Here is a 24,389-nt window from a genome sequence, read left to right as displayed (position 1 = left end):
CGCCCGCCACAACGGGCCTGGGATCCCTGGGTGTTTGCCTCCAAATCTAGCATAGTGCAGAAAATGGCTCTTGTGAATAACTCTCAATAAACCCGTTGTTGCGGATCCCGCTGAGCGGGATCAGGGCGCGGACAGATTTGCTCTTTGCTGGGGCAGTCTCCTGTATAGGAAGAAACTTGGCGGTAGGATCCCCCCTGGGCTACCCTTGTGGGGCTATCAGCCTCGAGGAAGCCAGAGCAAGAAGCATGTCTCAGAAAAGCCCATCCCTTCTGGACAAACTGATTGACCTAACCCGCCAAACGGTTGACCGTGCCCGAAGCAGCCCAGAAGTTTTTGAATCTCTGTGGAAGTGGCTGTCTCAGAAGGAGAGCTTCCCAGAAGCGCAGGCAGAGTTGGGCCGCTGCAACGTCATGGTGATTGGCAAAACGGGGGTAGGCAAAAGTACCCTGGTCAATGCTGTTTTCAAAGATGAGCTGGCCAAAACCGGTGTCGGCGAGCCTGTTACCCGTCATATTCGCAAATACTCCAAGCAAGACTGCCCGATCACCATTTACGACACACCGGGGATGGAATTGGCAAATACCGAGATCTGCCTAGAGGTGGCCAAGCTTATTGAAGAGCTGCGTTTTCAGGAACCCGAGCATCACATTCACGTGATCTGGTACTGCATTCATCATGAGCTGAAGCGCCTAGAGGAAACCGAGCGAGAATGGCTGAAGGAGTTGGATCTGAAAAGTGTGCCGGTCATCCTGGTTTTAACTCAGTGCCTGGAATACTCTGACCCTGAAGAAAGTGAGTTTTATAGGTACCTGCAGGGCCAAAACCTGCCCGTCAAATACATCGTTCCTGTCTTGGCTCGCGACAAAGTCATCAACCGGCAAATCACCATTCCTTCTCATGGACTGGAGGAGTTGATTGGCTGCACTGTGGAGCTGCTGCCGGAGATTGCCCGTCTTGCCTTTATTCAACAGCAATTGCTGCGGGTCGATTTGAAAGCCGATGCCGCTTTTAAGTATGTGTCGGGGTATGTGGCCAGTGCAGCGTTTATCGGGGCAGCTCCCCTTCCCTTTGCCGATGCACCTCTATTGGTGGCTGCTCAAATCGGCATGATTGCCAATATCAGCTTTATTTTTGGTTACAAGGCTTCCCCTGAATTTTACTACTCCTTGATGGCGGCTTTGGCGGGCACTGGGGCAGCAACACTAACCGGACGGTCTATTGTCTCGAACTTGCTGAAGTTGCTTCCCGGCGCGGGACCCATTGCAGGCGGCATTATCCAATCCACCACAGCAGCCACCCTAACCCTTTCCCTTGGCTTGGCCTACATTGAGCTCATGAAAGCCATCGCCTGCGCCAAAATCAAAGGGATTCAGCTATCTCAGTCGGAGATTCAAGACATCTTTGTGCGAGAGTATCGAGAATATATGAATTCCAAACGCCGCACCCTCAAAAGTGAGGACTGGGCGTAATTTCTCCCTAACTTATTTACCCAGACTTTTGGACGTGCATCGCGCCTGGGTTGCAAACGGGATGGGCTGCCGAGGTCTTGAACCCAAAAGTTCCCTGCACTAAATAAAGAGGTCGTCCCTTCACCTCTTCAAAAATGCGGCCTAAGTATTCCCCAATCACGCCCAGGCTGATCAATTGGATCCCGCCCAGGAACAAAGTCATCACCGCCAAAGAAGCATAGCCGGGCACATCGGATCCAAACAGCAAGGTACGGATGATCAGAAAAAGACCGTAGAGCAAAGCCAGCACGGAAATCCCCAGACCCAAATAGCTCCACACCCGCAAGGGCCAGGAGCTGAAGGAGGTGATCCCTTCCAAGGCCAGGTTCCAGAGCCGCCAATAGTTCCACTGGGTTTTGCCGCGAAAACGGGGAGCCCGATCGTAAAAGATGGCCACCTGACGATAGCCCACCCAGGCAAAGATCCCTTTCATAAAGCGGGTGCGCTCCCGCAGTTGCTTAATCGCCTCCACCACCTGCCGATCCAGCAGCCGAAAATCTCCTGTATTGCGCGGGATCCGCACCTGGCTGAGTTGATCGATCACCCAATAAAACCCGTTGGCAGTCAAGCGTTTCAGCCAGCTTTCCCCTTGGCGGCTGCGACGCACTGCATAAACCACCTGATAGCCTTGCCGCCACTGCTGCAGCATCTCCGGGATCAGCTCTGGCGGATCTTGCAGGTCGGCATCGATGGGAACGACAGCGTTGCCAGAGGCGTGATCGAGGCCGGCGGTGAGGGCGATCTCCTTGCCAAAACACCGGGAAAGGTTCACCACTTTGATACGGGGATCCCGACGATGGAAGGCAATGAGCTTTTCCAGCGTGTTGTCTTGGCTGCCATCGTTGACACAAATGATCTCGTAGGGAATCCCTAAAGGATCCAAGGTCTGCCGCAGACGCTCAAACAGGTGTTCCAGGTTGTCCGCCTCATTTTTGCAGGGGACAACAACCGATAATTCAACCAACTCAACCGGGGGCTCAGACAACATCGAGAGGTGTCAGAAAACAATGAGGATCCCGTAGTTGGCCATCATTTTGCCATTAGGGGGTGGCCGACATCTCCGCCACAATCGAGCGCAGCTCATCCTCTGAGATGCGATAAACCTCGTTGCAAAAGTGGCAAACTGCCTCTGCCCCCTTATCGGTGTGGATCATATCGAGCAATTCGTCCCGCCCCAACATGCGCAGAGCCCCCTTCACTCGGTCGGAATTGCACTTGCAGTAGAAGCGGATGGTGCGCATTTCCGGCGCAATTTTCAGATCCAAGTCGCCCAGGCAGATTTGCAACAGCTCCCGCAAGCCGCCGCCACCAGCCAACATCGGGCTAAATTCTTCCACTTTGGCCAAACGGGCTTCCATCTCTGGGATCAGACTGGCCGGCGCCCCTGGCATCAGCTGCAACAACACTCCGCCGGCGGCGCGTACCCGCTGTGAGTCGAGATTTACTCCCAGAAGGACTGCCGAGGGAATCTGCTCTGAGGAGGAGAGGTAGTAGGTGATGTCGTCTCCCACCTCTCCCGAAACCAGCTCCACCGCGCTGGTGTAAGGCTGGCCATACCCCAGATCCCGCAGCACATGGAGGTAGCCATAGCGCCCAACGGCTTGGCCCACATCCAACTTGCTCTCGGCAGTGAGAGGAAGCTCAATGGCGGGGTTGCTCACATACCCGCGTACCGTGCCATCCAAGCCGGCATCCACCCAGATGTTGCCCAAGGGGCCATTCCCTTTCAGTTGCAGGTTAATCCGCGCCTGGCGTCGCTTCAAGTTGGCCGCCAGCAACAGGGCTGCGCTCATGGCCCGCCCCAAGGCCACTGTCGCCACATAGGAGAGCTTGTGCCGCTCCCTTGCCTCTTGTACCGCCTGGGTGGCCACCAAGCCCACCACTCGGATTTTGCCTTCTGCCGCCGTGGCCCGGATGAGGTGATCCGGCAGAGATGAGGGCGTACCCTCAGAAATACCTTTCGCTCGCTTCAATCGTTCTGACCCAGAGGCATCCGTCATCGCAACCTCAACGCATGTCTTAAACCAAGCCTGCAGGGATCCCCTGGCGACTCAGCCTTCATTCTAAGTGAGTCTAAGTGAGATTGTAGCCCCTCTCTTGCCGGACTTTGGGGAGGGAACTGCCCTGTCGGGGCGGGAATGGGACTGTCCCTTTTCTGGGAGAGATTTTAAGAAGTGTGAAGATCTGAGATGGCAGACGGCAAGCATATCGGAAAATAACTTGCGGGTATGCTCGTCATACTCTTTAAAAAATCGACTTGAGGATGGATATCCATGAGTGTTGTTACGAAATCGATTGTGAACGCGGACGCGGAGGCCCGCTACCTCAGCCCGGGGGAACTGGATCGGATCAAGTCCTTTGTTGCCTCGGGTGAGAAGCGGTTGCGCATTGCTCAAGTCTTAACCGAGTCTCGTGAGCGCATCGTCAAACAAGCTGCCGACCAGCTCTTCCAGAAGCGCCCTGACATTGTCTCTCCGGGGGGCAATGCCTACGGGGAAGAGATGACGGCGACTTGCCTGCGGGATATGGACTACTACCTGCGCCTGATCACCTATGGTGTCATTGCCGGCGATGTCACCCCAATCGAAGAGATCGGCCTGGTGGGTGTTCGCGAGATGTACAACTCTTTGGGCACACCCATTCCGGCGGTGGCCGAGAGCATTCGTCAAATGAAGCAGGTGGCCATGGGTCTGCTCTCTCCTGACGATGCGGCTGAAGCCGGCTACTACTTCGACTTTGTGGTGGGGGCAATGAGCTAATCCCTCATTGTTTTTGCCGCACAACCCTTTGCTGTTCGTCGATTTGGATTTAGGAAGCTCATCATGCAAGACGCAATTACTGCTGTAATCAACAGCTACGATGTTCAAGGCAAGTATCTGGACAGCTCGGCCATGGAGAAGTTGAAAGCCTTCTTCGCCACAGGCGAGCTGCGGGTGCGGGCGGCTGCCACCATCGCGGCCAATGCCTCCACCATCGTCAAGGATGCTGCTGCCAAGGCGTTGCTGTACTCTGATCTCACCCGTCCTGGCGGCAACATGTACACCACCCGTCGCTATGCTGCCTGCATCCGCGACATGGACTACTACCTGCGCTACGCCACCTACGCCATGCTGGCCGGGGATCCCTCCATTCTGGACGAGCGGGTGCTGAACGGGCTCAAGGAGACCTACAATTCCCTGGGAGTGCCCATTGGGGCAACCATCCAGGCCATCCAAGCCATGAAAGAGGTAACTGCCGCTCTGGTGGGTGCTGAGGCCGGCAAGGAAATGGGGGTGTACTTCGATTACATCTGCTCTGGCCTGAGCTAACTCCCGGCGTCATTGCCTCAGGGGAGGTGCATTCTTCAACGAGCACGGCGGGCGATTTGCCACAGGGATCTGGTGTGCTAGCTGAAGTACGCGAGCTTTCTGGGGTGAGTCGCCTGTTTTGCTGGTCAAGATAGCCCATTTTGTTGTTGAGCGGGGATCCCATATCATGCGCATGTTTAAGATCACGGCCTGTGTGCCCAGCCAAACCCGGATTCGCACCCAGCGGGAGCTGCAAAATACCTACTTCACCAAACTGGTGCCCTACGACAACTGGTTTCGGGAGCAGCAGCGCATCCAGAAATCGGGTGGCCGCATCCTGAAGGTGGAGCTGGCCACGGGTAAGCCCGGGATGGACGTAGGACTGCTGTAGTTCCCCTATTCGTTCGTTCGTTGCTTTCCCTCGGATACTGAGAAATAGCCCTCTGCAGATCCGGTATGCCCAGCTCCAGAAGATTTGCCCTTGGGGTTGGGGTAGCGGGTCTGGCTATTTCGTGGGGGTAAGGACAGATGTCAACTGATGTGCCGACCCGGTTGGAGCCAATCATCGCTGCCCACAACCTGAGCAAGGTTTACCCGGTGGCCGTCAAGGATCCCGGAGTGGTTGGCACCCTGCGCCACTTTTTTCGCCGCACCTATCGCCACATCCCGGCAGTGCAGTCCGTGAGCTTTCAAGTTCAGCCGGGGGAGATGGTGGGATTTTTGGGGCCCAACGGGGCGGGCAAGACCACTACCCTCAAGATGTTGACTGGTTTGATCTATCCGTCCGGCGGCACGGTGCAAGTGGTGGGTCATGTGCCTTACCGCCGGGAGCCGGCGTTTTTGCGGCAGATCACCCTGGTGATGGGGCAGAAGCAGCAGCTCATTTGGGATCTGCCGGCAATGGACTCTTTGCGCATCAACGCTGCCGTTTACGAGATCCCTGAGAAGGAGTTTCGGGAGCGGGTGGGGGAGCTGGCGGAGCTGCTCGACCTAGAAAGCAAGCTGAAGCAACCAGTGCGCAAGCTTTCCTTGGGGGAGCGGATGAAGGCGGAGCTGTTGGCGGCTCTGTTGCACCGCCCGCAGATCTTGTTTTTGGACGAGCCCACCTTGGGGTTGGATGTCAACGCCCAGGCCGGTGTGCGGCAATTTCTGCGGGATTACAACCGCCGCTATGGAGCAACGGTGCTGTTGACCAGCCATTACATGGCCGATATTACTGCGCTGTGCCAACGGGTGCTGGTCATCAACGCGGGGCAGCTCATGTACGATGGCGACCTCGAGGCATTGCTGGAGCGCTTTGCCCCCTACCGAGAGGTGAGGTTGAAATTGGCTCGCCCTTGCCCTGTGGCCCAACTGCAGCCCTATGGAGAGGTGCGCACGGACGGGGATCCGGGCAGCTGTGAGGCGCGGCTGTGGGTGCAGCGGGAGCAGCTTACCCAGACGGTGGCCAAGCTCTTGGCAGAGCTGGATGTGCTGGATCTAACGGTAACCGACCCGCCCATCGAAGAAGTGATCGGGCGGGTGTTTGCGGATGGGATCCCTTCGGCCAGCCCATAGGGTCATTTGCAACAGGGTTAGGTTGAGCGTGGGCTCCCTTCTTCCCCAAGAGGAGAGGGGCTGGGGGTGAGGGTCAGCAGCGAAGGATCCCAGCTTTGTTGGAAATGACTGGGATTCCCTAACCCTTCCCTCAGATCTTCTGGGCAGCAGCCTCGCGCTGGTCAGCCGTCGAGCGTGCCGCGTGCAGCGCAGAGTAGAGCTTGTTGAGGGCATTCATGTAGGCTTGGGCCGAAGCGACGATGATGTCGGTGTTGGCGGCATGGCCGGAAAAGATGCGGTCTTCGTGGCGCAGGCGGATGGTGACTTCCCCAATGGCGTCGATGCCGGCAGTAACCGATTGGACAGAAAACTCGATTAACTTGTTGGGGATATTGACAATGCGGTTGATGGCCTTGTACACCGCATCCACCGGGCCTGTGCCCACGGCAGCGTCCACCCGCTCTTCCCCTTCCGGGGTTACCAGCCGCACCGTGGCAGTGGGAGCCTCTCGATTGCCACACACCACTTGGACATGCTCCAGGCGGTAGAGTTCGGGCACCGGGCGAGTTTCGTCGTTAACAATCGCTTCCAGATCCAGGTCGGAGATTTCTTTTTTCTTGTCAGCCAGCTCTTTGAAGCGCAAGAAGGCCTTGTTCAGATCCTGCTCTGACAGCTCGAACCCCAGTTCTTTGAGGCGGGTGCGAAAGGCGTTGCGGCCCGAGTGCTTGCCCAACACCAAGGTGCTCGATTGCAGGCCGATGGTCTGGGCATCCATGATCTCGTAGGTCTGGCGGTTCTTCAACATGCCGTCCTGGTGGATGCCAGATTCGTGGGCAAAGGCGTTGGAGCCGACGATAGCCTTGTTGGGCTGCACCAACATGCCGGTGAGGTTAGAGACCAGGCGGGAGGTGCGATAGATCTCCTGAGTTTTGATGTGGGTGAGGGGCTTCTCGGAGTCCACCGGCAGGCCGAAGTAGGGGTTGAAGTAGCTGCGCCGCACGTGCAGGGCCATCACCAACTCTTCCAGGGCTGTGTTGCCGGCCCGCTCACCAATGCCGTTGACCGTCACTTCCACCTGACGGGCGCCCTGCTTAATCGCTTCCAAGAAGTTGGCCACCGAGACGCCCAGATCGTCGTGGCCGTGCACAGAAAGGATCGCTTGCTTGATGTTGGGCACGTTCTCGCGGATGCCCTTGATCAGTTGGCCGAACTCCTCCGGCATGACGTAGCCGACGGTATCGGGGATGTTGATGGTTTTGGCCCCCGCCCGAATGGCCGCCTCGATGACCTGGTATAGGAACTCTGGGTCAGAGCGGGTGGCATCCATCATGGAAAACTCCACATCCTCCACGAAGGACTTGGCGTAGGCCACCATCTCTTCGGCAATTTGCAGCACCTCAGCGCGGGTTTTGCGCAACTGATACTTCAGGTGAATGTCGGAGGTGGAGATGAAGGTGTGGATGCGGGGCTTGGCAGCGGGCTTTAGGGCTGCAGCGGCTGCCTCAATGTCCGGCTTGAGGGCGCGGGCCAGGCTGCAAATCACGGGGCCATCGGGCGTTCCCACCTGCTCGGCCACTTTCTGCACAGCCTCGAAGTCACCGGGGCTGGCATAGGCAAACCCCGCTTCGATGATATCGACGCCCAGCCGGGCCAACTGCCGGGCAATGGCCAGCTTCTCTTCGGTGTTGAGGGTGGCGCCGGGGCACTGCTCCCCGTCTCGCAGGGTGGTGTCGAAAATGAGTACATGATCCAAGGCTTGGCCATCAAACCCGGCGACCGCGGCAGCATCCATAACGGTTACTGGGATAACGAAACACTACCTCATTATTCTGACATTAACTGGGACATTAACTGGCAGGGGTTCTAGCCTTGTTTGGGGAAGATTTGGGTGGGCTCTGTTGAGACGTCATTGGGCTTGGGTCTTGCAACCTTTCCCCTGGGATCCCCAGCGGCGGCAGGAGATGGGGGAAGGCAGATCCCGAAGGCGCAGGCGAGCAGTTGTTCATACTCTTTCTCATCCCTGAGAGGGCGTTCCCAGCGGCCTTCTGGGGTGGTCTCGATCCACTTAAAAGAGCCATTGGCGCGGGCGGTGAGGGTGACCCGTCCGGTCGGAGTGGCTAGGGTGCAAAGGCGCAGCCGGGTAAACATCGATTCTGGCGAAGTTTGGTGAAAGTGGCACATGGGCTCGAACTCCTGCAGGGAGCGTGGGATCCGATCCAGAAGAAATAGAGTTTTCCAGGTGCGATCCGGCTGTTCCTGCTGAATGAGCCAATAACGGCAAGCAGTGGGATCCCCTGGCCAAGGGGTGAGGCGGTAGCGTCCTTCAGCCTGGGCCTGAACCCCAGGATCCCCCAGCCGCAGCGGTTCGCGAAAGGCATCCCCATACCCCACATCTGCCAGCCAGGCTGTATCGCCAATGTTCACCTGCACAGCCAAGTGGTCGCACTCAGGCCCAAAGCGGACATCGAACTCCGACCGGCTCACCTGTCCTGAGAGTAGGTGTACCGAAAACCCCATCCCCTGCAGGGCAGCGGCCAGCAGGCTGTTCAGCTCGAAGCAAAACCCACCCCGCCGCTCCCGGACGATTTTTTGGAACAAGAAATCCCGCTCCAGGCGAATGGCACGACCCCGATGAATGTCCAGATTTTCAAACGGCACCCGCAGCAGGTGGGCTAGGTGGATCTGGCGGAGGGTTTGCAGGGTGGGCTGGGTGGAGCCAACGTAGCCGATCCGATCCAAGTAGGCCCTGATTTGGGAGGGGGTCAGTGGCTCTAGCATCAGCACAGAAGCCGGTTGGCTGCCAAGCAAGCTTTTGGCCTACCCTAGCCTTGCCCCGGATCCCCGGCCAGAGCTAAAAGAACAGTTTTGTTTGGGCGACGCCCCAACCCCTCACCGGGATCTAGGAGGCGGGTATTTTTTCGCTTCTCCAGAGCCGATTTTTCTGGGGTTGTGGGGATCCCTGATGGCCAGGATATGGGCAGAGGATTCTGGTGGACAAACCGGCCAAAGATTGCCCAAGATTGTCCACAAGATCGTTCAAAGCAGGTGGGAGCACTGTCGATGGTTGCTGCCCAAAATCCAGCCCCCGATGAGCTTTTTTCCATCACGCTGAAGCTCTTTGCCATCTATCAAGAAGTGATCGGACAAACTGAAATGTGCCTGCAGGTGAGCCCCGGTACCACCGTCGGGCAACTGTGCGATCAACTGATCCAGCGCTACCCCAGCTTAGCTCCTTGGCGCTCCCAAACGCGCTTCGGTCTCAACCTCAATTTTGTAGCTGCCGACACTCCCCTATCGGCGGGAGACGAAGTCGTTCTGATCCCTCCGGTCAGCGGGGGCTGAAAAGGAGCAAAAGGAGAATGCTACGATAGCGGCAAGAAAAAAAGAAGGCGAAGCGTTACATGGCAGAATACACTCGGTCGATTTCCTTTTATGGGCGGGAAATTGACATCAATATTGGGCTGATGGCCCCCCAGGCAGGGTGTGGGGTTTGGCTGACTTCGGGCGAAACCTCGATTTTGGTTACCGCCACACGGCAGCCAGGCCGGCCTGGCGTTGATTTTATGCCCTTGTTGGTCGATTACGAAGAGCGCCTCTACGCAGCGGGGCGGATCCCAGGGGGATATCTGCGGCGAGAAGGCCGGCCACCGGAACGGGCCACTTTGATCTCTCGCTTAATAGACCGACCCATTCGTCCGTTGTTCCCGGAATGGCTGCGGGATGATGTGCAGGTGGTGGCCACCACCCTCTCGGTGGACGATACGGTGCCGCCCGATGTGTTGTGTATTTTGGGAGCCTCGTTAGCCATTCACGGCGCTCGCATCCCCTTCAATGGCCCCGTGGCGGCGGTGCGGGTGGGCTTGGTCAAGGATGAATTTATCCTCAACCCCACCTATGCCGAAATTGAGGCGGGCGATCTGGATCTGGTGGTGGCCGGCTGTGCCGATGGCGTGATCATGGTGGAAGCCGGGGCCAACCAACTGCCGGAAAAGGATGTGGTGGAGGCCATCGAGTTTGGTTTTGAGGCCATCCAGGAGCTGCTCAAAGCCCAACAGCAAGTCCTGGCGGATCTCAACATCACCCCGGTAGAGCTGCCCCCTCCCCCCAAAAACGAGGAGCTGATTGCCTTTGTAGAAGAGCAGGCTCAGGAGGGCATTCGCTCCATTCTCAGGCAGTTTTTGGACAAGACCAGCCGGGAACAGCAACTGGAGGAGCTCAAGGCCAAGCTGGAGGCCCAAATCCAGGAACGGCCAGAGGGGGATCCCTTGCGGCTCTATCTTCTGGAAAACCCCAAAGAGTTGGACAACCAGTTCAAGGCTCTGCTCAAGAAGCTGATGCGCCAGCAAATCCTGCAAGAGGGGGTGCGGGTGGATGGACGCAAGCTGGACGAGGTGCGACCGGTCTCTTGCCGGGTGGGTTTGATCCCAAGGGTGCACGGCAGTGCCTTGTTCAATCGCGGCCTCACCCAAGTCCTTTCCATTACCACCCTCGGCACCCCCGGCGATGCCCAGGAGCTGGACGACTTGCACCCGGTGGATGAGAAGCGCTACATGCACCACTACAATTTTCCGGGCTTTTCGGTGGGAGAAACGCGGCCTTCACGCTCGCCGGGACGGCGGGAGATCGGTCATGGGGCGCTGGCGGAGCGGGCCTTGGTGCCGGTGCTGCCCAAGGAAGAGGAGTTTCCCTATGTGGTGAGGGTGGTCTCGGAAGTGCTCTCCTCCAACGGCTCCACCTCGATGGGATCCGTCTGTGGCTCCACTCTTTCCCTAATGGATGCCGGGGTGCCGATCAAAGCGCCGGTCAGCGGGGTGGCCATGGGCCTTATTAAGGAGGGAGATGAGGTGCGCATCCTCACCGACATCCAGGGGATCGAGGACTTTCTGGGCGACATGGACTTCAAGGTGGCCGGTACGCGGGCGGGGATCACCGCTCTGCAAATGGACATGAAAATCACCGGCATCACCGTTGACGTGGTGGAGCAGGCCATTCGGCAAGCCAAGGCCGGGCGCGAGTTCATCCTCGACAAGATGCTGGAGACGATTGCTGCGCCTCGACCCCAGTTGGCCAAAACGGCTCCCCGTCTGCTCACGTTCAAGGTGGATCCGGAGGACATCGGCAAGATCATCGGCCCCGGTGGCAAGACCGTGCGCGGCATCACCGAAGCGACAGGGGCCAAGGTGGACATCAGCGACGACGGCACAATCACCGTGTCTTCCTCGGTGGGCGGCCAGGCGGAGGCGGCGCGGGCGATGATCGAAAATCTGGTGCGGCGGGTGGAAGAGGGGCAAGTGTATTTGGGCAAGGTGACCCGCATCATCCCCATCGGCGCTTTTGTGGAGTTTTTGCCCGGCAAAGAGGGCATGATCCACATTTCGCAACTGGCGGAGTACCGCGTCGGCAGGGTGGAAGACGAGGTGGCTGTGGAAGATGAGGTGGTGGTCAAGGTGCGCAGCATCGATCACAAAGGCCGTATCAACCTCACTCGCCTCGGCATTAGCCCTGAGGAAGCAGCGCGGGTGCGCAACCATCACCACTGAGGCTGCGGTTTTCCCCCAGCAACGGGGGCCTCGGCAGCTGCCAGAATGGCAACTAGCTCCGCGTCTGCAGTGCCGTTCGCGTCGGGGTTGCGGAGCACTTTGCAGTATGCCGGATTCTATCCCCCACTTGCTCGCTGGCCAAAGCCCTACTTCTCCGGCTCGACCATCCCCCTCCCGGCGACGGCTGGGCTGGGCCTTGGCTTGGGGCTTGGGTTGGGCTGCTCTGCTTAACCTTTCCGCTCAGCATCCTTTGTTGGTGCGGATGGAGAGCGACGCCCAGGAGTGGCTGTACGCTTGGCGTGGCCCTCAGCAGCCTTCTCCCGAGGTGGTGATCGTCGGCATTGATGGTCGTATAGGACTCGATCGCGACAGCGGTGCGGAGCACGTTCCCGCTAACGGGAACAGCGGACAGGGGGAAAGCAATGGCCGCACCAGTGGTGCAGAGCACCTTGGCCAACATCAAGTTGACTTCCTTCTGGAACGGGCCAACTACGCCGGCCTGACGTTGCGTCTACTGGAAGAAGCTGAGGCCAGGGTGGTGGTGCTAAACCTGCCCAGCAGCTTTGTGGTACCTCAAAACCTGGGCAACGAGAACTTAGATGCCCCTCTGCGTCAGGTGGTGCAGCGCTACCCAGATCGCTTGGTCCTGGCCACCCGCAGCAGCGAGAGCTTTGGCCGCTCCGAGATTAACATCTACAACCATTTTCTGCCCTTCTCTTCTCTGCGGCTGGAGTACCTGGTGCCGCCAGAGCATGTGCAGGGGGTGGTGCAATATCGGGTGGATAGGGCCGGGATCCTGCGCCAGGCCCAGTTGCGGGGGCTCTACCTGCGCCGCGACAGCCAAGAGGAGCAGATGTTCGCCTCGGTCGAGGCTCTGGCTTTTGCCAAATACGACCCGGAGCGGGCCAGCCGCTGGTTTCGAGAACGGGGTTTGCAGCCGATTCAATTCAACCCCCTCGGCTCCCAGCACGGGATCCCCATCATCCCCATCGAACGGGTTTGCCCTCCAGCTGTTCTCCAGGCAGGATCCGGGTCTGTTGCCCCGATGATCAACCCCAGCCAAGCCTGCCGCGGCCAAGAAGGGATCCCTCCCCTCGATCCCGAAGTTGCCGACCAATTGCGGGACAAAATTGTCCTGGTGGGTTTTGTGGGCGGCTACCCCGAAACCTTCCCAGTGCGGACTGCGGATGGATCCCAGATTGCGGCGGTGGAGCTGCAGGCGCAAGTCCTCTCCAGCCTGCTCACCGGGGAGGTCTACCAATCCGTGCCGGGGGGGGTGGCGGTTGCGGTGGTTTTGCTGCTGGGAGTGGGAACGGGACTGCTTTTGGTGCTTTATCGTCCCCCCCTACGTTCGCGTCAGCGGTGCGGAGCACTTTTGAGCCCTTGGGGCTGGAAGCAACAGCAGTTTCTCCTGCGGCCTGTGGTGGGGCTTGCCGTTTACGAAGGGTGGGCTGTGGCCCAGTTTCTACTGGGGCGTTGGGTTTGGCCTCTCGTCTTGCCGGCCCTGGCCAGTGGGCTAACGGGGGTGAGCCTGCTGCTCACTTTGGTCATTGTGGAGAATCAGGAGCGGCTCTTGGCCCAACAGCAGGAATTGGAGCGTCTGCGTCGGGCCGAACAGGAGGCAGCTATCGACCAAGCCCGCAAGTTGCTTTACCGGGTAGCCACCGACATTCACGATCGGGAGCTGCAGGAGTTGAAGGTGGTGATGGACGACTTGGAGAGCTTGCAATGGCAGCAGCAGCAAGGCAGGTCGCCCGACCCCACCGTCTACGACCACCTGCTCGAGCAACTGGAGAGGATCGGACGCGGGATCCGGAATCAGCTCAACGATGTGCGCACTCTAGCTGCCAAGCTGCGCATCTCCCCCAGCTTGCGAGAGGGGTTGCATCGCGGCATCGAGATCTATCTGGACGAGCTGATCCAAGCGGGCAGCCTGACGCTGTCTGTGGAGCGCCAACTGCAACCTCTGCAGGAGCCCAACACCGGCGAGTGGCTTGATCAGCGAGAAGACATCTTGCGCTTCTTGCGAGAGGCCATCGGCAATGTCATCGCCCACGTGCAACCCCCCAAAGGCAATGCTTCCTTTGTCAGAGTGTCGCTGGCCCAAACGAATCGCCACTGCTGCCTTTCTGTGGTCAATGACGGTATCGAGTACGCTCCCAGCCTCAGCGGCGGCTACGGCAGCAAGGCCATGAACACCATCGCCCGCTATCTACCCAAGGGATCCTGGCATCGCACCCGCACCCCAGAAGGCCATACCCATGTCGAGCTGCACTGGGAGATGCCGCTCTGAAAGACCTACACAGCACTGAACAGAACAGATTTTTGCTCAGCGCTGTTGCTTTCTTCCTGCTTCAGCAACCCTTGACTAGCGGTAGGTTTTAGACCTACCACCCCGCCAGAGGAGTCTCCACAGGCGTTAGTTCCCCCAGAGCTTGGGGTACATTTCAAACGGTAGCTGGGGTCTAGAAACATAAACCTAACTACCCGCTCTCTGCACACTCGCACAACTGCCTAGCGTTTGCACATCAGGTTGTAGAGAACTGTGCAGCAAAGTGAGGACTCCGTCCCACTATCGCGAACAGTCAATCGGCGATTAGAGACAGCCCTCTTCCTAGGAAGCGTTCTTTGGCTTATCGGCCCAGGGATTGCAGCCAGCCGAGCAGGGTGGTACCGGACAGAGCTTCAAACAGGATCAGGGCAACAAAGCCGATCATTGCCAAACGCCCGTTCAAGCGCTCTGCATATTCGGTGAAGCCCACGCGGGGGGTGCTGTCCACATACATTTCCGGCTCGATGGCGTAGTTGTTCAGCCGACCACCTTCTTCGACGACAACGGAGCGATATCGGGTCATAGGGTTCTCCTTGTGCTTTCTTCACCAGCGTAGCTCGCTTTGCATAGGATTGTAAAGTTTTATTTACAACGTTGTTGACGCCCAATGTTCCGAGCTGCCGGGCAGAGTTCAACCAGGCCAGGAACAGCCTGTAAGCAGGGTTGTGGCTCTTGTCCCAGTACAGGGGAGCTGATAATAGCAAGGGGACTGGAGGACAACCATGTCGGTGCTGGAACAGTTAAATATGCTGCTGGATGGCCAGCCGGTGGCCAGCTTGGCGGTGCTGGAGCAGGGATCCCCGGCGGTGTCGTTGGTGCCTTTTGTGGTACAGCGGGATCCCTTGCGCTTTGCCATTGTCATCAGCGATCTTTCTGCCCACACCCAGGCTTTGCGGGCGGATCCCCGGGCCGCGCTACTCATCCACGAGCCGCCTACGCCAGGGGATCCCCGCAGTAACCACGCCCTGCCGCGGGTGATGGTGAGCGGAGAAGCCCAGTTTCTCAGCCGCGAAGAGGCGCAAGCGCAGGGGTTTGAGGCCCTTTATCGCGCCAAGTACGAGATTGCCGAGATGATCCTGGGCTTGGCGGATTTTCACTTCTGTCAGATCGTCCCCAAAACTGGTAGCTTCATCCAGGGGTTTGGCCAGGCATTCCGGCTGAGGGGCCCCAACCTGGATCAACTGGAGCACCTTGGTCGGGCGTAGATTATGAGAATTCCAAGGGCAGCCCGCGCCATCCTTGAGCCCAGGGAAGCTCTTGCTGCGCCGCTTCCTAGCTCCCCTCTTCTGGGGGGAGAGAATGGAGTCCTTTCTCAGGTTTTCGGGTGGGATCCCGGATCCAGTCCAACAGCAGCGGGTTGACCAGCTCGGGGGCTTCATCCTGGGGGCAATGGCCGACCCCCGGCAATGGGATGAACCCCACCACGCAAGGAAACTCTGCCAGGGCCCGCCCCAGAGCAATGGGTTCCCAGGGATCCGCTTCCCCCCACAAGATCAAGACGGGACAGGTGAGCTGAGGCAAGAGATCTTCAGCCAAAGGCCCCTGAGAATAGCGCACAAAGGCCAAAAAGACCTCTGCCGCCCCCGGCTCCAAAGCGGGTTTGAGCAAAAGCTGGATCAGCTCCTCGGTAACCGCTTCTTTGCGCCCGTAGGCTTGGAGGAGGATATTGCGAATGGCCCTAGCCTGGGCCACCTGAGCAAAGAAGAAACGACCGAAGGGAGGCCACCCCAGTAGGGATTGAAGCAAAGGGGTGAACCGGCGGCGCAGCCAGGAGACCTGGCCCCGTTTCCGCTCGTGCAATAGCCGCAGCGAGGGATCCAACATCGCTACCCCTAAAACCTGGGCTGGATCCAGAACCGCCGCCTGCAAAGCCACGATGCCCCCAATCGAGTTGCCCACCAGGTAGGCCGGCTGGCCCATCACCTCCCGCACAAAATCGGCCACCAGGGATCCCCAGGTCTCAAAGGTGTAGGGCAAAGGGGATCCCGGCAGGGGCTTGGCGGATCCCCCAAACCCCAACAAATCGACCGCATACACCTGACAGTGCTGCCCCAGCTCCGGCAAATTTTTCCGCCAATGGTCGCTGCTGGCCCCGAAGCCATGGATGAGCAACACGGCTGGGCCTGTGGATCCCGACTGTTGGTAGCGAATGGGCTGGTCACGCCAGAGCCAGCGATGCTCTGTGTTCGCGTTGGCGCTGCATGGCAACATGGGGGTGCAGTGTAGGTTTGAGTCAGCGTTGCGATCCTAACCGTTCGCGACAGCGGGACAAAGTCCTTGTGATCGGGGCAACTGAGAGTACTGGCGGAGGGTGGCCCCCTTCCACCCGTTGGCGCACTTGAATCGAGGAACAAGGATCGGCCTTCCTCTGAGTTGGGTGATCCCAAGGGGCACCACCAAGCGGCTACAACATCCCATCTCAAGCTTCCGGGAGAAAGTGGGGAATACTGGCAGTTGAGGGTTTTGCGGTGGGTCGGCTTTGGTTTGGCTAGTTGGCCTCAGCTTGTTTGGTAGCGCTTTTTGCCTCTTCTGGGGACAGTTGTTGGTGGGCAAGTTGCTGTTGCCGCTGTGGGGGGGATCCCCCCTGGTGTGGAATACCTGCCTGGCCTTTTTTCAGGCCACCCTGCTGCTGGGCTACCTGTGGGCAGACCGGCTGGGGCGCGGGCTCAATCCCAGGATGGGGGTGCTAATCCACGGGATCCTGTTGCTGGCCGGTCTGAGGCTTTTGCCCTTTCAATTGGGGATCCCCGGCCAACCGAAAGAAGTGTGGCCCCCTCTCGCTCTGTTGGCAGACTTGACTTTGGGAGCTGGAGTGCCGCTGTTTCTCCTGTCGGCGACGACGCCGTTGCTGCAACGGGGGTTGGCGGCAAGAGGGGTCGCGGGGCAACGGGAGGCTTTGGATCCCTATTTTCTCTATGTGGCCAGCAATGCCGGCAGCTTGGGCGGGCTGCTGGGGTACCCGCTGTTGTTGGAGCCCCGCCTGTCTTTGGCTGGGCAAACTCACCTGTGGACGGGATCCTACGCGCTGGTGGCAGCCCTGGTGCTGCTAAGCGGGGTGGGTCTGCTGCTCAGTCGCAACAGCGTTGCGGAGCAACAAGAACGCGGGGCAGATTCCCAGGGATCCGGCGCTGCTCCGGGGGATTTGACTGTTTCCTGGCGAGAGCGTTGGCGCTGGGCGGGTCTGGCTTTTTTGCCGGCGGGCCTGTTGGTGGCGGTCACCACCTTGTTGACCACCGACGTGGCGGCAGTGCCCCTGTTGTGGGCCATTCCTCTGGGGATCTATCTGCTGACACTCATGCTGGCTTTCGGGGGGATCCACCCCAATGAGTGGGTTTTGGGAACAACAGCTCTTCTGGCCTGCGGGGCGGTGGGGGTACAGGTCTTGGGCTGGGTGAGGCCCGGTTTTTTGCTTCTGCCGCTGCATCTGATCACCTTTGGGCTGGTGAGCTGGGGCTGCCACAGCCGGTTAGCTTGCCGTCGCCCGCCGGTGAAGCAGTTGACGCAGTTTTACCTGTGGCTGGCTTTGGGGGGGAGTTTGGGGGGAATGTTCTCTGCCCTCTTGGCACCGCAGGTGTTCGAGACGGTGCTGGAATATCCCCTGTTGCTGGGGATGTCGCTGGCCGTGCTGGGGGCGCAGGGGGGGCGGGTGGGCCTGTGGCTGGGGCTGGGGCTGCTCCTGCCTTTGCTGCTGTTGCACTTTCAACCGCAGGCGTTGCTGCAGGTGGGCGCTGGGGTGGGTTTGGCGTTGGGCTGGGCGGTGCTGGCGCTGTTGGTGTCAGGGGAGAGCCGTTCACAGCAGCAGAGCGGAGCCCCTGGCTGGCAGGCCAAGGTCGGTTGGGTGGGAGCAATGGCGGGGTTGGTTGTGCTGCTGGGGCAACCCTGGCTGCAGCCGGGACTGCAGGTGATCCACAGCGAGCGCAGCGCCTTCGGCCTCAACCGGATCGTGGAATACCAAACTGAGCAGGGATCCTTTCGTGGCCTTCTGCACGGCACCACCCTACACGGCAGCCAAAACTTGGACCCGGAAAAAGCGCTGGAGCCGCTGACCTATTTCGCTCGGCCTGGGCCCGTTGGGCAGGTGTTTGCGGCGTTTAGAGCCCAGGCTGTGGCTCCCATGCCCGCTATTGCCGTATTGGGGCTGGGGATCGGCACGTTGGCCGCCTATGCCGAGCCAGGGGATGAGTGGACGTTTTTCGAGTTGGATCCCACCGTGGCCGATTGGGCGGGGCGCTATTTTTCCTATCTCCGGTGGGCCCAGACGCGGGCGCGGGTGCAGGTCATCCTCGGTGATGCCCGGCTCAGCCTCAAGGGGATCCCAGAGGGCAGCTATGACCTGATGGTGATGGACGCCTTCAGCTCTGACGCAGTGCCGGTGCATTTGCTCACGCAAGAGGCTTTGGCCCTCTACCTCAGCAAGCTCAAGCCCCACGGCTGGCTGCTCTTCAACATCACCAACCGCCACCTCGACCTGGCCCCGCTGTTGGCTGGCCTGGCCGGATCCCTGCAGCTTCACGCTTGGCACCAAGACCACCGGGATCTCTCCCCTGAGCAACGCCAGGCGGGGCTGGCCCCTTCCCACTGGGTGCTGTTATCGCCGCGCGACGCTTCGACGACCGCCTCAGCAGGGCGGAGCCCTTTGGCCCAAAACTCTGGAGTCCTGCAGGAACTGGATCCCTGGCAGCCCCTTTTGCCCCAGGCCGGGGATCCCGTCTGGCGGGATGATTTTTCCAACCTGCTGCAGGTGATCCGTTGGCCCCGGATCCCTTTGCCGAGAGGTATCCAGATCCCCAGTTCTGGATAGGAATCCGGCTGTTATCGCTATGCAACGCTTCGGCGAATGCATTAGGGTTGGGGAGCAGAAAAGTTAAAGAAATCTTTACAACTCGGAGTTGGTATGAGTTATGATTGTTTGCAACGTAACTAATGTCTGCTCAGGAACCCGGCCCATGTCTCCTCTACAAGCCCTCACTGGCAATCCTCAAACCACCATGGCTGAAACCTCTGCGGCTCGTTTCGTGGCAATCGGGGGCAGCTTGCGGCCCAATTCCCTGACGTACCAGGCGCTGGAGGTGGCGCGGCGCGAGTTTGAGAAGTTGGGGATCCCGTTGCACATCCTCGATCTGCGGCAGATGAAGTTGCCCTTTGTGGATGGCTCGGAATCCTATGCAGATTATCCCGATGTGGCGGTCTTACAAGCAACCATGAAGCGGGCGGATGGGATCATCCTAGCCAGCCCGGAATACCACGGCGGCATCAGCGGCAGCCTGAAAAATGCCCTGGATCTGTTGAGCTTTGAGCAACTGGAGGGCAAGGTCTTCGGGTTGATCAGCGTTTTGGGCGGCGAGAGCAACAGCAATACCCTGAACCAGATGCGCTTGATTGTGCGTTGGGTGCATGGCTGGGTGATCCCAGAGCAAATCGCCATCGGTCGGGCTTGGAACGCTTTTGACGAGCAAGGCAATCTCAAAGACGAGAAGCTACAACAGCGCTTTCAACACTTTGTCCAGAGCTTGGTGACCCATACTCACAAGCTGCGCGGGATCCCAGTTGTGAAGCCTTCCCACAATTAACCCCAAATTAATTACTTAATCACTTACCAAAAAACTGGGTCTAAAGCCCCGCGCTTTAGGGCGGCTGTGTGCTATGCTGCCCGCAGCGGCAGGGTAATCAACCGCTCTATTCGCGTAAGCGGGCCGTAGGCCTTAAGCCCAACAGTCTCACGACTGGATGCAACCTCAATAGGTTTTTTAGTTGTTGTTCGCAACGGTACCTAAGGGCATAAGGATTCTGTCCCGCTGGCGCGAGAGGAAACCGCCCTGCGCTTGCATCAGTGGCGCGTAGCGCTTGGGGGAACGCCTGGGGAGATGAGCACCGCTGTTGTGGAGGGGCAACCCAACACGGCAAGTTGTCGCAGAACCAGGAACCGGAATCCCCTGCCTTTAGGCGGGGGAGCATGTCAAAGACTTCGGCTGCCCCTATTGCTACCCAGCCTTTCATCTGGGGGCTATAGTTGTTTCAAACAGCAACAAGTCCGGGCTCGCTTCTCCTCGCTTTTTTGTGTCAGTGTTGCCCAGTAACAAGGAAGCAGGGAGACGAGAAGGCTCATAACAGAGACGAGCTGAAGTCTGGCTGATACGGCATTGGCTTGCAGAGGAACCTGCGGAATAGATCCACACAGGTATGGTTCAGTCTGTTCCCCCTTATTCTTCGGATAGAGCTGGGTCAATATCTCCCCTGGTGGCCCTGCAAGCGACATTGCAACAGATGCGAGAGCAAACGGATGCCAATGGGCTGATTCAGCTCACCCTCGACTATGTCGGGGCGGTGTTTGGGGCGCCGCTGATCTGGCTGGCCTTTTACGACTATCCAAATCACCAGTTGGTGGGTCAGGGGGGAGTGACCCTTCTTGAGGATCAAACCCTACTGCGGGCGGTGCATCCTCTACAGCCGGGGGAGATCCTGGAGCAGGTGGTGATCGAGCAGCGACCGATCAGCCTGCCTGACCTCTCTCAGGAGCCGCGCATGGGCATTTGGCAGCGGGAGGCCAGGCGACTGGGCGGGATCCAGGGCTGTTTCATTTATCCCTTCTCGGCCTACGGCCCGCTGTCGCGAACGGCAGTGGGACGGCGGCGCTGCTTGGGGATCCTGATGTTGGGATCCCAAATGTGGGGGGTTACCACCCGTGAGGACGAAAAGGCTCTCCTGGGGATTTTGCTGGGGCAGTTGGCAGCTTCTCTGCAAGAGTTGGAAAACGCTTGGCAACAGCAGACCGAAAAGCGCCTTGAGGATCCGCTCCTGAGGTTGGGAACGGCGATGCGCCAGGTGGGATCCCTGCAGGAACGGGTCAGCCTGGTGAGGCAGGAGTTACAGTCTTTTCTGGGCGCTGTCCACATTCAGGTGTATTGGCACGAGCGCAGCCAGGGTCAGTTCGTTCCCCACGGGAGCGTCCCCAAAGCTGTTCGCGACAGCGGGGCGGAGAAAGTCGGAGCAGGGCCGACAGGAGAGGTCAGCCTTTCGCTGCGGGAATTGGGGGACATGTACTACACCCTCGCCGATGGCCAGGTGGTGGTGGGCGGCACAGGGACGACTCGCTCTGAGGTTCCCCCCAAGCTGATGCAGCAGTTGCGAGCCCAGGCTGTTTTGGCAGCCCCGATTTTGCTGGAGAAGGATCTGCTGGGGTTTATCTGGGTGCAATCCGATGTGCCCCGTACCTGGCAAGCCGCTGAGCGACAGTTGGTGGCCGCTGCCGCCAATGGGTTGGCCCTGGCCAGCCCTCTGGAAAATCTGGATCGCCGCATTCGCCAGTTGGCCGATGACCAAGAGTTTGTGCAACAGGTGGGCCGCTCGGTTTACAACCCGGCAGAGCTGCAACAGGCTCTCCAGCAAGCCATTGTCGGCCTGGGCCAGCGTCTGAAAGTCGGTGCAGTAGCCGTGTTGACGGTGGATAGCGACAGCTCCATCCCCCGCCTCTTCTACGAGTACCGCAGCGTCGCGGAGCAACAGGGCAAGCAGACTTTGCCGCAGCAGTTCAGCCCTCTGAGCGACCAGGACTGGCAGGATCTCATGCGCAGCGAGGTGGTGGTGGCAGAAAACTACGACCAAGATCTGCGCCTGCTCTCTTGGCGGCAGGAACTGGCAGGAGTTCGTTCCCTGATGCTGACCCATACCGGGGCCAACACACCCGTGGAAGGGCTGCTCTTGGTGTTGCATCCCCAGCTACGGGCCTGGAGCCGGGAAGAGCGGCAACTGCTGCGGGGGATTGCCCAACAGGTGGGGGTGATCCTGCGGCAAATTCGGTCAGAACAACGCCGGCAACGACAAGAGCAGTTGCTCAAGGGCCTGATCACCACTTGTTCAACCTTGCCAAACTTGGCCACCTTGTCAGATCTGTACACCACTACCACTCGACAGACGGCCCAATTGCTGGGGATCCCTCTGGCGCTCATGGTTAGTTGGCAGCCGGGGGAGAGCCGGGCTCAGCTCCAGCCATCTTTTGCTGCCGGGACGGAGACCGGCCCCACCGAGATCGATCTGCAAGATCCCCTACTGGCCTACGCGCTGCAGTCAGCAGAACCTCTCCCGCTCACCCAGATCCCCCCTGCCAGCCGCACTTGGCTCAGTCGCGTCAGCGGTGCGGAGCACTTTGCTGCCGGCCTGGGATCCTGGCTGCTGGTCAACACTGTCCCAACGGAATCTCAGGCGGGAGCTTTGGGAGTTTTGATCTTGGGGGCAGAAGCGGGCAAGGTTTGGGATCCCGACGAGCGGGCGGCTGTGATGTTGATCGCCCAGACCTGCGGCTGGACGGTGCGGCGCTTGCTCTGGATGCAAACTTTGCAAGAGCAGCAGGAGGTGCTCAGGGAGTTGAACTGGTACAAACACCGCCGCCTGATGGACATGCAGAATGCCCTTCTGGACAGCCTGCGCCGCCTGGGTCAGGTGCCGGAGATTCCCGGAGACGAAGCCACCCGCTGGCAAAAGGTGGTGGAGATCGGCAGAGGGCTGCGGGATCTGACCGTCTCCACAGGGCCGTTGTTGCAGTCGGAAACTTGGCAGGTGCAGCCGCAGTCGCGGTCGGTGCCCTTGGCAACCTTGGTGCGCAAAAGCCTACGCCGAGTGGAGGCCCTGACCCAAAAACGCAAGTTATGGCCGCGGGCCCATGGGGACATGAGCCTTACCATCCAGGGGGATCCCGAACGACTGGAGATGGTGCTCTGGGAGGTGTTGACAGCCGCTATTTTGCGCAGCCCGGAAGGGGGGCGGCTGGATCTGTGGAGCCAAGCCAGCGTTCGCGACAGCGGTGCGGAGCACTTTGGCTATGCAGAGCTGCTGGTGGTGGATCAGGGCAGCTTCGACCCTCACCTGATGGCCGCCCTTCAGTTGGGGCCAGAGCAGGTGATCTACGCAGATCCTCTGCTCAAGTCGCCTCTATCGGTGAGTCCTGGTTTGGAACTCAGCCTGTGCCAACGGGTGGTGCAACGGATGGGGGGTCAGCTCTCCTTTTACCCCTCTTCCGATGGGCGTTGTGTCTCTCGGCTGCTCATGCCGATGGGCAGCGACGAGCCCCATCGCGTTCGCGACAGCGGTGCGGAGCACTTTCCCCCCAGGTAGGAAAAGGCTTTGGCCCATCCTTGCCGGTCACCTCAGTGGGACAAGGTTCTGAGCAGCCAAAACAGGGGCAATAGGGCCAGTAAACCGCGATCCAGCCGCCGCAGTTGTAGGCGGTGCCAGCGCAGGGGATGGTCTGGGCCGATCAGCCCACGGGCTTGCATCGCCATGGCCGTCTGTTCCGCACGCAGGAGCAAGTTTTCAAAAAAGCGCTCCACCAAAGCCAGCAGGGTTTGGATCCCGCCCCGGAAACTCAGGGATCCCCAGCGCACATCCCGAGTTCGCACCGCCCGCGTCAAGTTTTGCACCTCTTCCATCACCAGAGGCAGAAAGCGTAGCGCCAAGGTGAGGGTGAGAATCACTTCGGCAATCGGCCAGCTCCAACGTCGGAGAGGCTGCAACAATTGGCCGATCCCTTCGGCAATTTCTTCGGGGGCCGTGGTCAACAAAAACAAATGGGTGGCGTAGAGCAACGTAAAAATGAGGGTGCCCAGCCGCAGCGCCACCGATAGAGAACGGCGGGAGACCTGAAAGGTTCGCCCCAACAGGGAAAATTGAACAAGGCGGTAGCGGTAAGGGGTTTGCCAAGCACGGGTTTGCTCCCGCCAGGCACGGTCTGGGGATCCCTGTTCTACAGCCAAAAAGGAATCCCTCCCGCTGTCGCGAACAGAGCGCTCGGCACCGCTAACGGGAATCAGCCCATAGCCTACCACCTGCATATCCTGCCGTTGCGGCTGCGGGAAAACCCCCAACCCATCGGGGGCCAAGCTGGTGATTCCAAAGGTGAGCAGGCTCAGGGCCAGCACCAGGGAGAGTTGGCCTGACCAAACCCGGCGCGGCAGACGGGCCGCCACAGTTAGCAGCAGAAGAGCCACCACCACAGCCAAGCGCCAACCATTGCCGGCCAGAATGGGGCTGAGGAGAAAGCTAAGCAGCCAGGCCAGCTTGACTCGCGGATCCAGGCGATGTAGCCAGGTGCGAGGCTCTTCCAGATAAATCCCTAACGGGGCATTGCGCAGAATATCCACAACAGTTGAGAAGGAAGCAGGCTATACCCCCTGGTCGCGACAGCACTGCGGAG

Annotated in this window: 19 protein-coding genes; 12 read left to right on the top strand and 7 right to left on the bottom strand. The window is 59.3% G+C overall.

Going from position 1 to position 24,389, the window contains the following annotated elements; genetic code table 11:
• Window positions 1-245: 245 nt before the first annotated feature.
• Window positions 246-1,469, top strand: a complete 1,224-nt coding sequence (locus NW816_RS02415; protein WP_414408124.1) for a YcjF family protein — start codon at window positions 246-248, stop codon at window positions 1,467-1,469.
• A gap of 16 nt (window positions 1,470-1,485) precedes the next feature.
• Here NW816_RS02415 and NW816_RS02410 read toward each other — a convergent pair whose 3' ends face one another.
• Window positions 1,486-2,472: a glycosyltransferase family 2 protein gene (locus tag NW816_RS02410; protein ID WP_414408123.1), complete on the bottom strand. Its 987-nt coding sequence runs from the start codon at window positions 2,470-2,472 to the stop codon at window positions 1,486-1,488.
• A gap of 76 nt (window positions 2,473-2,548) precedes the next feature.
• Window positions 2,549-3,439 carry an Hsp33 family molecular chaperone HslO gene (gene hslO, locus NW816_RS02405; protein ID WP_414382192.1) on the bottom strand — a complete coding sequence of 297 codons (891 nt, stop codon included), beginning with the start codon at window positions 3,437-3,439 and terminating at the stop codon, window positions 2,549-2,551.
• 342 nt (window positions 3,440-3,781) lie between these two features.
• On the opposite strand from hslO, the gene NW816_RS02400 reads away from it, so the two are divergent.
• The 4 genes from NW816_RS02400 (at window position 3,782) to NW816_RS02385 (ending at window position 6,352) form a co-directional block, all read left to right on the top strand.
• Window positions 3,782-4,267: an allophycocyanin gene (locus NW816_RS02400; protein WP_414331342.1), complete on the top strand. Its 486-nt coding sequence runs from the start codon at window positions 3,782-3,784 to the stop codon at window positions 4,265-4,267.
• 63 nt (window positions 4,268-4,330) lie between these two features.
• Window positions 4,331-4,816, top strand: coding sequence for an allophycocyanin subunit beta (gene apcB / locus NW816_RS02395; RefSeq protein WP_011433054.1), 486 nt, complete (start codon window positions 4,331-4,333; stop codon window positions 4,814-4,816).
• Between the two features lie 166 nt (window positions 4,817-4,982).
• Window positions 4,983-5,186 carry a phycobilisome linker polypeptide gene (locus tag NW816_RS02390; RefSeq protein ID WP_414373364.1) on the top strand — a complete coding sequence of 68 codons (204 nt, stop codon included), beginning with the start codon at window positions 4,983-4,985 and terminating at the stop codon, window positions 5,184-5,186.
• A 137-nt stretch (window positions 5,187-5,323) separates the two neighbouring features.
• The gene (locus NW816_RS02385) at window positions 5,324-6,352 is read left to right on the top strand and encodes an ABC transporter ATP-binding protein (protein ID WP_414408122.1); all 1,029 of its coding nucleotides are present in this window, start codon (window positions 5,324-5,326) and stop codon (window positions 6,350-6,352) included.
• Between the two features lie 130 nt (window positions 6,353-6,482).
• On the opposite strand, the gene NW816_RS02380 is transcribed toward NW816_RS02385, so the two are convergent.
• Window positions 6,483-8,123 carry a 2-isopropylmalate synthase gene (locus tag NW816_RS02380; protein WP_414349687.1) on the bottom strand — a complete coding sequence of 547 codons (1,641 nt, stop codon included), beginning with the start codon at window positions 8,121-8,123 and terminating at the stop codon, window positions 6,483-6,485.
• A 71-nt stretch (window positions 8,124-8,194) separates the two neighbouring features.
• Window positions 8,195-9,109, bottom strand: coding sequence for an arylamine N-acetyltransferase family protein (locus NW816_RS02375; RefSeq protein WP_414408121.1), 915 nt, complete (start codon window positions 9,107-9,109; stop codon window positions 8,195-8,197).
• 282 nt (window positions 9,110-9,391) lie between these two features.
• Here NW816_RS02375 and NW816_RS02370 point away from each other — a divergent pair, with 282 nt between their 5' ends.
• The 3 genes from NW816_RS02370 (at window position 9,392) to NW816_RS02360 (ending at window position 14,164) form a co-directional block, all read left to right on the top strand.
• Window positions 9,392-9,673 carry a MoaD/ThiS family protein gene (locus tag NW816_RS02370; RefSeq protein ID WP_414408120.1) on the top strand — a complete coding sequence of 94 codons (282 nt, stop codon included), beginning with the start codon at window positions 9,392-9,394 and terminating at the stop codon, window positions 9,671-9,673.
• A gap of 59 nt (window positions 9,674-9,732) precedes the next feature.
• A complete protein-coding gene (locus NW816_RS02365; RefSeq protein WP_011433060.1) occupies window positions 9,733-11,871 on the top strand; it encodes a polyribonucleotide nucleotidyltransferase in 2,139 nt (712 codons plus the stop codon).
• Window positions 11,872-11,977: 106 nt separating this feature from the next.
• Window positions 11,978-14,164, top strand: a complete 2,187-nt coding sequence (locus NW816_RS02360) for a CHASE2 domain-containing protein (RefSeq protein WP_414408119.1) — start codon at window positions 11,978-11,980, stop codon at window positions 14,162-14,164.
• A 340-nt stretch (window positions 14,165-14,504) separates the two neighbouring features.
• On the opposite strand, the gene NW816_RS02355 is transcribed toward NW816_RS02360, so the two are convergent.
• On the bottom strand, window positions 14,505-14,726 hold the full coding sequence (locus NW816_RS02355; RefSeq protein ID WP_414349692.1) for a high light inducible protein: 222 nt from the start codon (window positions 14,724-14,726) through the stop codon (window positions 14,505-14,507).
• A 199-nt stretch (window positions 14,727-14,925) separates the two neighbouring features.
• Here NW816_RS02355 and NW816_RS02350 point away from each other — a divergent pair, with 199 nt between their 5' ends.
• Window positions 14,926-15,408 carry a pyridoxamine 5'-phosphate oxidase family protein gene (locus NW816_RS02350; RefSeq protein WP_414408118.1) on the top strand — a complete coding sequence of 161 codons (483 nt, stop codon included), beginning with the start codon at window positions 14,926-14,928 and terminating at the stop codon, window positions 15,406-15,408.
• Window positions 15,409-15,475: 67 nt separating this feature from the next.
• Here the strand turns inward: NW816_RS02350 and NW816_RS02345 are convergent, their stop codons facing one another.
• Window positions 15,476-16,414 (bottom strand): alpha/beta fold hydrolase, encoded by a 939-nt coding sequence (locus NW816_RS02345; protein ID WP_414408117.1) that lies wholly within the window; start codon window positions 16,412-16,414, stop codon window positions 15,476-15,478.
• Window positions 16,415-16,682: 268 nt separating this feature from the next.
• Between NW816_RS02345 and NW816_RS02340 the strand changes: the two genes are divergently transcribed.
• From NW816_RS02340 to NW816_RS02330, 3 genes are all read left to right on the top strand, one after another.
• Entirely contained in the window at window positions 16,683-19,004 is a 2,322-nt protein-coding gene (locus NW816_RS02340; protein WP_414408116.1) for a spermidine synthase, read from the top strand.
• 145 nt (window positions 19,005-19,149) lie between these two features.
• Window positions 19,150-19,773 (top strand): NADPH-dependent FMN reductase, encoded by a 624-nt coding sequence (locus tag NW816_RS02335; protein ID WP_414408115.1) that lies wholly within the window; start codon window positions 19,150-19,152, stop codon window positions 19,771-19,773.
• 610 nt (window positions 19,774-20,383) lie between these two features.
• On the top strand, window positions 20,384-23,311 hold the full coding sequence (locus NW816_RS02330; RefSeq protein WP_414408114.1) for a GAF domain-containing protein: 2,928 nt from the start codon (window positions 20,384-20,386) through the stop codon (window positions 23,309-23,311).
• Between the two features lie 32 nt (window positions 23,312-23,343).
• On the opposite strand, the gene NW816_RS02325 is transcribed toward NW816_RS02330, so the two are convergent.
• On the bottom strand, window positions 23,344-24,336 hold the full coding sequence (locus tag NW816_RS02325; protein ID WP_414408113.1) for an energy-coupling factor transporter transmembrane component T family protein: 993 nt from the start codon (window positions 24,334-24,336) through the stop codon (window positions 23,344-23,346).
• Window positions 24,337-24,389: the final 53 nt, after the last annotated feature.

Source organism: Synechococcus sp. W55.1 (assembly GCF_047461655.1).
GTDB lineage: Bacteria > Cyanobacteriota > Cyanobacteriia > Thermostichales > Thermostichaceae > Thermostichus.
Note: the sequence above shows the minus strand (reverse complement) of the source record. Positions and strands in the feature narration are given on the sequence as shown.